General features: G+C 40.0%; 9 protein-coding genes and 1 pseudogene. 2 read left to right on the top strand and 8 right to left on the bottom strand.

From position 1 onward, the window contains the following. Together SPADD19_RS12275 and pflA are read right to left on the bottom strand one after the other, a co-directional pair. Positions 1 to 486: DHH family phosphoesterase (locus tag SPADD19_RS12275; protein ID WP_241496387.1), on the bottom strand; the 486-nt coding region annotated here is incomplete at its 3' end. 127 nt (positions 487 to 613) lie between these two features. Next, the gene (gene pflA / locus SPADD19_RS01340) at positions 614 to 1408 is read right to left on the bottom strand and encodes a pyruvate formate-lyase-activating protein (RefSeq protein WP_061455004.1); all 795 of its coding nucleotides are present in this window, start codon (positions 1406 to 1408) and stop codon (positions 614 to 616) included. Between the two features lie 155 nt (positions 1409 to 1563). Here pflA and SPADD19_RS01335 point away from each other — a divergent pair. Then, positions 1564 to 2090: pseudogene (locus SPADD19_RS01335) on the top strand (IS30 family transposase); the annotation flags it as partial. Positions 2091 to 2129: 39 nt separating this feature from the next. Here the strand turns inward: SPADD19_RS01335 and SPADD19_RS01330 are convergent. The 6 genes from SPADD19_RS01330 to SPADD19_RS01305 form a co-directional block, all read right to left on the bottom strand. Next, positions 2130 to 2933 (bottom strand): ABC transporter ATP-binding protein, encoded by an 804-nt coding sequence (locus SPADD19_RS01330; protein WP_061455002.1) that lies wholly within the window; start codon positions 2931 to 2933, stop codon positions 2130 to 2132. A gap of 9 nt (positions 2934 to 2942) precedes the next feature. After that, positions 2943 to 3836: an ABC transporter permease gene (locus SPADD19_RS01325; protein WP_061455001.1), complete on the bottom strand. Its 894-nt coding sequence runs from the start codon at positions 3834 to 3836 to the stop codon at positions 2943 to 2945. Positions 3837 to 3846: 10 nt separating this feature from the next. Beyond that, a complete protein-coding gene (locus tag SPADD19_RS01320; protein ID WP_003005177.1) occupies positions 3847 to 4824 on the bottom strand; it encodes an ABC transporter substrate-binding protein in 978 nt (325 codons plus the stop codon). A 405-nt stretch (positions 4825 to 5229) separates the two neighbouring features. Continuing rightward, a complete protein-coding gene (locus SPADD19_RS01315; RefSeq protein WP_003005271.1) occupies positions 5230 to 6579 on the bottom strand; it encodes a hemolysin family protein in 1350 nt (449 codons plus the stop codon). A gap of 115 nt (positions 6580 to 6694) precedes the next feature. Further along, a complete protein-coding gene (locus SPADD19_RS01310; RefSeq protein WP_061455000.1) occupies positions 6695 to 8176 on the bottom strand; it encodes an AcpB/EbpR/MafR family transcriptional regulator in 1482 nt (493 codons plus the stop codon). A 126-nt stretch (positions 8177 to 8302) separates the two neighbouring features. After that, positions 8303 to 9430, bottom strand: coding sequence for an AI-2E family transporter (locus SPADD19_RS01305; RefSeq protein WP_061454999.1), 1128 nt, complete (start codon positions 9428 to 9430; stop codon positions 8303 to 8305). Positions 9431 to 9504: 74 nt separating this feature from the next. Here SPADD19_RS01305 and SPADD19_RS01300 point away from each other — a divergent pair, with 74 nt between their 5' ends. Continuing rightward, positions 9505 to 10305, top strand: coding sequence for an ABC transporter ATP-binding protein (locus tag SPADD19_RS01300; protein ID WP_061454998.1), 801 nt, complete (start codon positions 9505 to 9507; stop codon positions 10303 to 10305). Positions 10306 to 10334: the final 29 nt, after the last annotated feature.

Raw genomic sequence — 10334 nt, 5'->3', positions numbered from 1 at the left:
TGGGTGAGTGGTTGGAGATTTCAAAAGAAGAGTATCTGAAATCAAACCTGATAGCATCAAACCTGCGATTTCTTTTGGAACAGCTACACCATGTTCTTTGAACATGCGGTAAACGATAGATGATGCGGATCCAACTGGTTCCAAACGCATGTAAAGTGGGCTTGCCGTTTCAAAGTTAGCCACACGGTGGTGATCCACCACACCATACACTTCTACTTCAGCAATATCTGAAACAGATTGTTGGAATTCATTGTGGTCTGTTAAGATGACTTGCTCTGCACCTTCTGCTTTAGCTGATGTGATCACGCGTGGTGCTTCCACACCAAAATAATCTAATACGAAAGCTGTTTCTTCATTTGGAGTTCCTAGAGCCACCGCTTCTGTATCCAAACCATAGGCTTCTTTTGCAAGATAAGCAAAGGCTACAGATGAACCAATGGCATCTGAGTCAGGGTTTTGGTGACCAAAAACAAGAATTTTTGACATGTTTCTACCTCTTCATTTTCATTTCTATAGTCACTCTATTTTAGCACGTTTTTCCGTTTAAAGAAAGGGAATAGTTGTTCATTTCGTAAGAAAAAGACAGCTGGAAGCACCAACCGTCTTAACTTCATTATCCTTTAACTCGTTTCAGGTAATCTTGGTAACTTTCAGTTTCCATCAAATCCTTCGCATTTTGGACCCGTTCTTTTGTCGGTGGTTTCACACCCTCCAATTTGTAGGGAATTCCCAATTCACGCCATTTGAATTCCCCCATGGTATGATAAGGGAGAATTTCAAATTTATCAACATTTTTCAGGGTCTTAACAAATTTTCCAAGCTCGATCAAGTCATCATCTCGGTCCGTCAAACCTGGCACCAAAACGTGGCGAATCCAGACTGGTTTTCCAATATCAGACAAGTACTTAGCACAAGCTAAGATCGTTTTATTGGTATGGCTGGTCACAATTTTGTGCCGTTCATCGTTAATTTCCTTGATATCAAGAAGCACCAAATCGGTCACTGCCATCAGTTTGTCAAATTTTTCCAGGTAGCGAGGGGTATTCCGGAAAGGAAGGGCACAGGTATCCAAGGTACAATGAATTCCCAACTCTTGAGCCTTGGTGAAAAGTGCAATCAAGAAGTCAATCTGCAAGAGGGCTTCTCCGCCACTGACAGTGATTCCCCCTTTTTGGCCCCAAAATCCACGATAGCGGAGGGCTTCTTCTAGGACATCATCCACTGTCCGTTCACGGGACTTGTTGGTTTCCATTGCCCAAGTATCTGGATTGTGGCAGTATTGACACCGCATTTGACAGCCTTGAAGGAAGACAATAAAGCGGATCCCAGGCCCGTCTACTGCCCCAAAACTTTCTGTTGAGTGTACCATTCCTGTTACTTTTCCATAGTCAACTGTTTCATTTTCCATTGAGGAACCTCTTCTCTTGAAAACGTTTTATGACTTTATTATAACACGATTCCATCTATTTTAAAGAGTTTAAGCCTCTTTTTGAAAAGAAACTGTTCTTTTCAGTATTTTTCATTGTCCTAGTACAGTTTCCAATATGGAACTATCTGTCCTGTATTTTGGAACAAAGTTGGAGCCTTGATGTCATTAAGGATAAGATTTCTTGCTCCATGAGAACACCCTATCGTTTAGCTGATATTGGTATTTTGGACAAGATGGACCTTCCTTGGATAGGAAAGCGAAAGCCAAATGGGCAGAAAGAAAACTCGTGGAAAACAAGCTTTTCTTATAAATTCCGTGAGAAAGCAGACATTTATCCCGATTTTAAGACAGAATTCGATCATCTAGAAGGGGATACAATTGCAGGAGAAAAAGTCATTACCTTACCAGAATGCTTCTCAAATGCCTTCATCATACTGAAAACCAATGGACAGAAAGCAAGTGATTTTGATGCTTCCATTAATCAATGGTTGTCTAAAGTCCCTAACCATCTCTTTAAGTCTATAACTTTTGATTGTGGGAAAAATTTTCTAATTGGAAATCTATTTCGAATGCACACAACATTGATATTTTCGTTGCGGATCCAGGATTTCCTGGTCAAAGAGGTCTCCATGAACATTTTAATAGCTTATGGAGACGGAATTACCGAAACAAAGGGAGTTTAGTGAAAACTCCTTTTATTTTATCCTAAGACCAATTCATCACTCACCAAAGTTTCACCACTGTTTTGTTGGAAGAGGCGCATCAAATCTTCAACCGTTAAGTTTTTCTTTTCTTCTCCTTTGACGTCGACAACGATCTTGCCTTGGTAGAGCATGATCAAGCGGTTGCCGTATTCAATTGCATGATTCATATCATGCGTAATCATCAAGGTTGTCAAATCATGGCTTTCCACGATCTTTTGTGTCAATTCCATGACCATTTCACTGGTCTTGGGATCGAGCGCTGCGGTATGTTCATCCAGAAGCAAGAGTTTGGGTCTAACCAAGGCAGCCATGACCAAGGTCAAAGCTTGACGTTGCCCACCAGATAGATATTGAGTATCGACTTTGAGACGGTTCTCTAAACCAATATTCAGTTCCTTCAAGGCATCACGGAATAACTCGCGATCCTTCTCCCGTACGCCCCAGCCCAAACCACGAGATTTTCCACGACGTTGTGCAATGGCCATATTTTCTTCAATGGTCAAACGAGAAGCCGTCCCCATCTTAGGATCTTGGAAGACACGCGCAATATCTTTCGCACGCTTACGAACACTCGTATTTTTGATAGAGTTACCCTCTAGCAAGATATCCCCTTCATCCACGACTAGATTTCCTGCTAAGATGTTCATCAAGGTTGATTTCCCAGCTCCATTTCCACCGATGACCGAAATGAAATCCCCCTCTTCCACTTGGAGGTCCAAGCCTTTGAGGACATGATTTTCATTGACCGTCCCTGCTTCAAACGTCTTATGAATACCTTCAATTGATAATAATGTTGCCATACTTTTCTCCTACTTATTTCCTAACTTCAATCCGCGAACTCGAAGACGTTTTTGCGCCTCAGGAGCGAACAAGACAATCGCGAGCAAGAGCGCATTGAAGAGACGAACCATATTTTGATCGAGATTTGGAATCTCGTAAATATTTAAAATAATCAAACGGTAAACAATGGCTCCAACCCCGATTGAAAGCGAGCGCCAGCCAATGGTCAATTCGTGGATCAAAACCTCAGCGATAATCACCGCACTCAAGCCAACCACGATCGTCCCTGTCCCAGAAGTGACATCAGAGAAACCATCATTTTGAGCGAACATAGCACCACAAAGTGCAATCAAGCCGTTCGAAATCATGTAGCCCAACATCTTCATGTTATCTACATTGACCCCATTAGCCTCACTCATTGGGATGTTATCACCTGTCGAGCGCAAAACCAAGCCAAGTTGCGTCTTCATCAAGAGGGTCAACAAGATACAGACGATGATCAAGCAGGAAATACTAATCAAAAAGACAGCTTCTTCATTCGAAAGTCCAAATTTCATGACACTCTTGAAAATGGTACCTGCGTCTCCAATAGAAAGGTTAGGAACCCCTCCCATAATTTTGATATTGATAGAGTAGAGACCCGTCAAAGTGACAATCCCTGTCAAAAGGGCTGGAATTTTCATTTTTGTATGGAGAATCCCAGAGACCAAGCCTGCAATCATCCCTGCTAAAAAGCCCAACAAGGTTGCAAGCCAAGGGTTTCTTCCTGCTTGAATTTGGGAGGCTACAACTGCTGCACCAAGTGGAAAGGCTCCTTCTGCCGTCATGTCGGCAATATCTAAAATTCGAAATGTTAAGTAAACACCGATCGCCATGATCGACCACAATAAACCTTCTGATAAACTTGATAAAACGAAATTCATCTCAAACCTCCTATTTTTCTACCTTCAACGAGCTAATATCAATTCCAAGCTCTTTAGCCATCTCTTTATTGGTATGCAATTCTAATTTTTCAGGTGTTTCAACTGCGACTTTGCCGGGTTTCTCACCCTTCATGATGCGAATGGCCATCCGAGCAGCTTGTCTTCCCAATTCCTCATAATCAGTACCAAAGTTGTACAAGCCACCAGTAGCTACCATTTCAGCAGATCCACCAAAAACTGGCACCTTATGGCTGATAGAAACCTGTTTGACAGTGTCCATTGTAGAAGAGATAATATTGTCTGTCGGAACAAAGACGATATCTGCTTCTGACATGATACTGTCTGCTGCAGCTTTCACATTGTTACTATCGAGGATGGTTTTTTCAACCACTTGATAGCCTTTAGCTTCAAGGATCTTCTTCGCATTGTCTTTTTGGACAACTGAGTTAGGCTCACTTTGCGTATAGAGGATCCCAACTGTTTTCGCCGTTGGAAGTACTTGCTTAATCATATCCACCTGTGTAGAGATCGCATCGTCTGACTGGTCACTTGTCCCTGTGATATTGCCACCAGGCTCTTTCAAGTTTTTCACCAATTTCGCTGCCAATGGGTCGGTCACAGCTGAGAAGACAACCGGCGTTGTTTTCGTCGTATTGGCCACACTTTGAGCCGAAGGTGTTGCAATCGCAAAGACTAGATCACTTTCTTCCGCCAATTGTTTGGAAATGTTTTTCAGATTTCGTTGCTCCCCTTGAGCATTTTGAAAATCAATTTGGATATTTTTCCCATCCACATAGCCCTCTTTCTTCAACTCTTCGATAAAGCCTTTTCTTGTTGCATCGAGTGACTTATGGGTGATGTACTGGGAAATCCCAATCCGAAAGACATTGTCCTTTTTAGCATCCTTCAGATGGTGTAAGGTCACCAATGATGTTAACAGAAGTCCTACAACCAGGACAGGTGCTAGTAATTTCTTCACTACTTTCATTTTTTGACTCCTTTTCTGCAAATAAACAAAAAATCCGCTTAGACCATTCTCTAAACGGATGCTGAAATTCTCCAACAAGTTACAAAACCTCGGTCCATTTAGATACTAGCTCTATGGACCATCATCAAAAATCTTAGCCACATAGATACAAACAAATTGCTTGGGTTGTTTGCATCCATGAGATCATGTCTACAAACACTATCTAAAGTAGCTAAAGTAAAATTTTTGAATGGAAATGGCTTGTTGCTTCATGTTTATTTTCTGCTTTCTTTATTTATGGGTATTATCTTACCTTAATTTTTTTTGGCTGTCAAGACTATTTCAGAAATTTTTAAAATTTTTTGAAAATTCAACTAGCCCTGACAAGAAAAAAAAGAGGCTGGAACACGTCCAAACCTCTATTTTCTAATCTTCTTTTGATTTGCTTTCTTCATCTTCTTCGACGATTTCAGAAATTTCAACTTTTACCTTGGTCACACGACCATTTTTCACCTTGTCATTAGTCAAGATCAAGTGTTTCTTTTGACTATCGACTTCACAGCTGAGTCGCTCTTTCAAGGTTGGAATTCGCCCAACCTCTGTCAGGTAATAGCCTGCAATGGTATCCACATCATCACTTTCCAACTCAACATCAAAATATTCGTTAAAGTCATTTAGAGACATGGCTCCTTGTACAAAATAAGTATTGTCTGCAATTTCAAAGACATCAATTTCCGCTTTGTCAGTCTCATCGTCAATTTCACCGACGATTTCTTCCAAGAGGTCTTCAAGAGTGACCAGTCCAGACATTCCACCATATTCATCAAGCAGAATGGCCATTTGATTTTGTGTATTGCGCAATTCCTTCAAAAGATCATCCACAAAAATGGTTTCTGGAACAAACAAAGGTTCTTGTAAAATCTTTCTTAAGACAATATTATCAAAGCCATTGATAAATCCTTCATTCAAGAGACGTTTGGTATGGATGAGGCCGATGACATTGTCCTTGTCATCATCATAGACAGGAATCCGTGAAAAGTTTTGCTTAAGGATACTTTCAATAATTTCTTTGGTATCATCATTGATATCAACCATGAAGGCATCTGTCCGTGGCACCATGACTTCACGCGCTACCATTTCATCTAATGAAAAGATCCCTTGAAGCATCTCAATCTCGTCCGCATCTAGTGTTGCTTCACTATTGGTCAGCATATACTCGATTTCATCCCGCGTCATCTTTTCATCCGGATCATCGAATTCCATTGGCGTGATACGGCTCAAAAGATTGGTCGACGCTGAAAGCAACCAAACAAAGGGACTGACAATTTTTCCTAATAGAATGACAATCGGAGCTGTTCGAACCGCTAATTCATCTTTTAAGTTCATAGCAATTCGTTTCGGATAGAGTTCGCCAAACACGATCGAAATATAAGTCAAAAATGCTAGAGATAAAAAGCTTCCAGCTGCAAGAGCTGTTTTAGTGTTGCCCATCCATCTAGCAATGACATGACCAAGGCTATCTGCAAGACTCGCCCCAGATAAAATAGTAATCAAGGTGATCCCCACCTGAATGGTAGATAAGAAATGGTTGGGTTGTTCCAATACGCTAAGAAGACGAATGTATTTTTTATCTCCTTCTTCAGCTTTTTGCTCAACACGAGAGCGATTCAACGATACCATTGACATTTCAGTTGCCGAGAAAAAGGCATTCAACAATGTCAAAACAATCAATAAAATAAATTCCAGTAAAATTTCCTGACTGCCAGGGTCTTCCATGGATAATTTCCTCCAGTATATAATATTGTATATTATACCACAAAATATGAGAGCCTGCATTCTTATATATCAATTTCTTTTTTTCCCATCAAAAAATCAGGAACAGGTCCTGATTTTAGTGTTCTGCACTAGTAAAATCATAAAAGAATGCGTTGAGTTTTTCGACTAGCCCAAGTAATGAGAGACTACTTGTACAGATAAAGGTTTTTCTCTTTAATTTCGGTATCATAAAGTTAGCTACCACAACATCTGCGTCCGAATTCTCGATATCATCCACTGTTAGATTATACTTGATCATCTGCGTAAATTCAAAGTTATCCGTACAGTAAAAATTAAGAAAATCGATCATGGATTTGGCATGGTGATCATCAAAACGACTAATAATTAAGACCTTAATGGATTTCCGACGTCGCAATAACTGCGGTAAGAGACGCTCCCAGTGAGTGTAAACCGTATATATCAGGTGCTTGAGGATCTCCTCATTCAAATCATGCTTCATGGTCTTCATATAGATGATTAAATAGTTTCTCAAATCATCATAAAAGACTGGGAAGATGCTCTTGAAATCTTCGTTCGTATTGGTCTTGATATCAAATAAGAGGAACTCGGAGAATAATTCTTTCCGACCGAGATGTGACGTATTATGGACATGCATCAACATCTCATCTAGATTTTCAATATCTAAATCATAGGTATAACATAGCTCCCTGAACATGTCTTTAATGAGAGTTGTCGATTTTTTTGCATAAGAGTCTGTTGCTGCAGCTTCAATCAGGCTTTCAGGGCTGAAATAGAAATTCTCTTGAATAAAGATAATGAAGAACTGCTCCAGCACTTTTCCATTCAACTCGACACCCAGCTGCAAGCTAAAGTAGCGCAACATCTCCTCGACATTGGTCACCCCTTGATACTGGTCCTTATACACATCATAGTTCGTTGGCATGTCAATAAAATAGCCCTGCTTAATACGTGATAAGTAGACTGTCAAAAGAACTTTATAAGACCTGAGGACAGAGAAAGTCAATGGATAGCCATAGAGTTTGAAGAAGAAGGTGATCAAGTCGGTCACAGCCTCTTCCTTAAATTCTGGGAAAGGCCATTCCATATAGTAATAACGCTCTGCAAAATATTGGGCATAAAAGAAACGAACGTCAATCTCATCTCCGACAAGGTTCAAGGGTTTCAAATCAATCTTTATATTGTATTTGGTTTGAAGCTTCTGATTAATCGTCCGAATCAAGCGGTAGAAAGATTGGTGACTCAGATCAAACTTCCTGCAAATATATTCATTGGAAACATCCTTGTGGAAAAAGAGATATTCAATCAATGCGAATGCTTGTGATTCTTTAAAAAAGTGATGGTAAATTACCTCAAGCCCAACCGAATCCTCATAACTAAGTTTGATTCCATTGGTAGATGATTCAATTATAAAGTCATCAAAAGTGCTACGAAGATTAGACAAATCTTCTTTTAACGAACGTTCCGTACAATCCAAACGCTTGGCCAACTCTTTCAAGTGGAACCATCTTTTTTCCTTAATCAAGATTTCTAATAATTGCAATTGGCGTCTCTGTTTTTTGGATAAGAGCAGTCTCATCTTTTCCTACCTAATTTCATATTTTAATTCAAAATCTCTTATATTTTAACATATTTTATTGAGCTTGTTGACTATTTTTCAAAAAATATACAAAAAAGACTCCAAGGCCCTTATAGGCACTAGAGTCTAGGATTTATTAATGATTCCAAATTCTTCTTTTTTCTTCTGTTCCTTAGCAACACGGTGGTTATCATAAAGATTCACCAAGAATTTTACAATTTCTTTTCCAATCGAATAGACTGGAATCGCGACAACCATCCCGATAATTCCATAGATATTACTTGAGAGCAATAAGAGAACCATAATGGTAATCGGGTGAACCTTCATCACGCCTCCAACGATACGCGGATAAAGAATATTCCCATCGATCTGCTGGATAATCAACATGTAAATGACTGCTTTGATCATCATATCCACATCTGTGAAGGCATAGGTGATGATCATCGGAATCAAACCAATGGTTGGTCCTACATATGGAATGAGATTGGCCAATCCAGAAAAAATGGCAAAGACCAAAGCGTACTTCAATCCAATAAAACTATAGCCAATGTAGGCTAGGGTCCCAATGATCAAGGCATCGATCGAAATCCCACTAATATAGCGCGAGACGGTTTCATTCAAACTAACCAAGAGGCTTGAGATGTGGAGTTTGTCATTGCGTAAAATGGTCCGCTCCAACATCGGCAATAACTTCTTCCCATCAATCAAGAAATAAACCAAGAAGATCGGTGTCATGATCAAGATAAAGACCGTATTGACAATGGTGTTAACCACACTGCCTAAACTGTTAGTCACACTATTCAAGAGATTTTGAAGGATATCCATATAAGAAAGATTCAACTGCTGAATCGTCGATTGGATATTCACATTCTGGAACAAAGGATTGGTTGAGAGTTTTCGAACCAAACTCTGAACTTCCCAGTAAAGTCCTTGAGTCGAATTGATCAAGCTGGTTAACTGATTGATTAAGATAGGAAGCAGATAAAAGATCCCTAAGCCAATGAGCCCAAATAACAGTACTAAGGTGATCAAAATCCCAAACACACGCTTGATTTTTAAGTGTTTTTCCAACAATTCAACAATCGGATTGGTAATGTAATATAAAAAACCTGCAATTAAAAATGGTAAGAGGATGGTATTCAGAACAGATACAAATGGAGAAATTAAAGTCCCCATTGATTTCCAAATATAGAAAATCACCGTCAATAATAAGATCTCACATGTCCAGAATAACAATTTACTATTTCGAAACATTCCTTACCTCCTGTTTTCTATTCTACCATATTTTATGATAGAATAAAGGGGATTTTAATCAAAAGGATGAAGATATGAATAATTTGATTGAACTACAAGACGTCAATTTGATCCGCAATGGAAAAGCCCTTTTAAAAGAGATTAACTGGCAAGTAAAAGAAAATGAATGTTGGGCGATTTTAGGCTTAAATGGAGCAGGAAAATCGACCCTCCTCAAACTGCTCATGTCTGAATACTGGGCTAGTTCTGGCCAGGTAACGGTCCTTGGAACTCGCTTTGGAGAAGGAGGAATTCCTGAGTTGCGGAAGCGTATTGGAATCGTAAGCTCTTTTATTTCAGAAAGACTGCCAGAGCATCTTTTGGCAGAACAAATTGTCCTAACCGGTCACTACAAGAGTAGTATTTTATATGCTGCATACGGAGAGGAAGAACTAAATTGGGCACGGGATATGCTGACTTCAATTGGGGCTAGCTCTTTGATCGGCCGCAAATACCGAGAGCTCTCCCAGGGAGAAAAGCAGACCGTTCTCATTGCACGAAGCCTCATGGACCAGCCAGATCTGATCATTTTTGACGAAGCTTCTAGTGGACTGGATCTCTTTGCCAGAGAAAAACTCCTCCGTCAGATCCATCATATCAAACAACTGGATCACGCGCCTACCATGATTTACGTCACCCACCATGCCGAGGAAATTACAACAGACATGACCCATGTCCTCTTACTCAAACATGGCCAAGTGGTCGAGCAAGGACCAAAGGAAAACATCCTAACTCCCCATGTCCTTAGCCAATTTTATGAAGCACCAGTATCCCTTATTGATCTTGGTGATGAGCGACTCTTTGTCAAACCAGAAATCGCACACACAAGACCATGAATAAATCAAAAAGAGGCTGGGACAAAAGT

The organism is Streptococcus parasanguinis, from assembly GCF_001578955.1.
Lineage (GTDB): Bacteria > Bacillota > Bacilli > Lactobacillales > Streptococcaceae > Streptococcus > Streptococcus parasanguinis_U.
The sequence above is the reverse complement of the archived record's forward strand: the minus strand, read 5'-3'. Positions and strand labels throughout refer to the sequence as shown.

What these genes read in the sequence shown, in the direction of transcription:
- SPADD19_RS01300 (WP_061454998.1), top strand. Translation starts at nt 9,505, where the DNA reads ATGAATAATTTGATTGAACTACAAGACGTCAATTTGATCCGCAATGGA.
- SPADD19_RS01325 (WP_061455001.1), bottom strand. Translation starts at nt 3,836, where the DNA reads ATGAATTTCGTTTTATCAAGTTTATCAGAAGGTTTATTGTGGTCGATC.
- SPADD19_RS01305 (WP_061454999.1), bottom strand. Translation starts at nt 9,430, where the DNA reads ATGTTTCGAAATAGTAAATTGTTATTCTGGACATGTGAGATCTTATTA.
- SPADD19_RS01310 (WP_061455000.1), bottom strand. Translation starts at nt 8,176, where the DNA reads ATGAGACTGCTCTTATCCAAAAAACAGAGACGCCAATTGCAATTATTA.
- SPADD19_RS01315 (WP_003005271.1), bottom strand. Translation starts at nt 6,579, where the DNA reads ATGGAAGACCCTGGCAGTCAGGAAATTTTACTGGAATTTATTTTATTG.
- SPADD19_RS01330 (WP_061455002.1), bottom strand. Translation starts at nt 2,933, where the DNA reads ATGGCAACATTATTATCAATTGAAGGTATTCATAAGACGTTTGAAGCA.
- SPADD19_RS01320 (WP_003005177.1), bottom strand. Translation starts at nt 4,824, where the DNA reads ATGAAAGTAGTGAAGAAATTACTAGCACCTGTCCTGGTTGTAGGACTT.
- pflA (WP_061455004.1), bottom strand. Translation starts at nt 1,408, where the DNA reads ATGGAAAATGAAACAGTTGACTATGGAAAAGTAACAGGAATGGTACAC.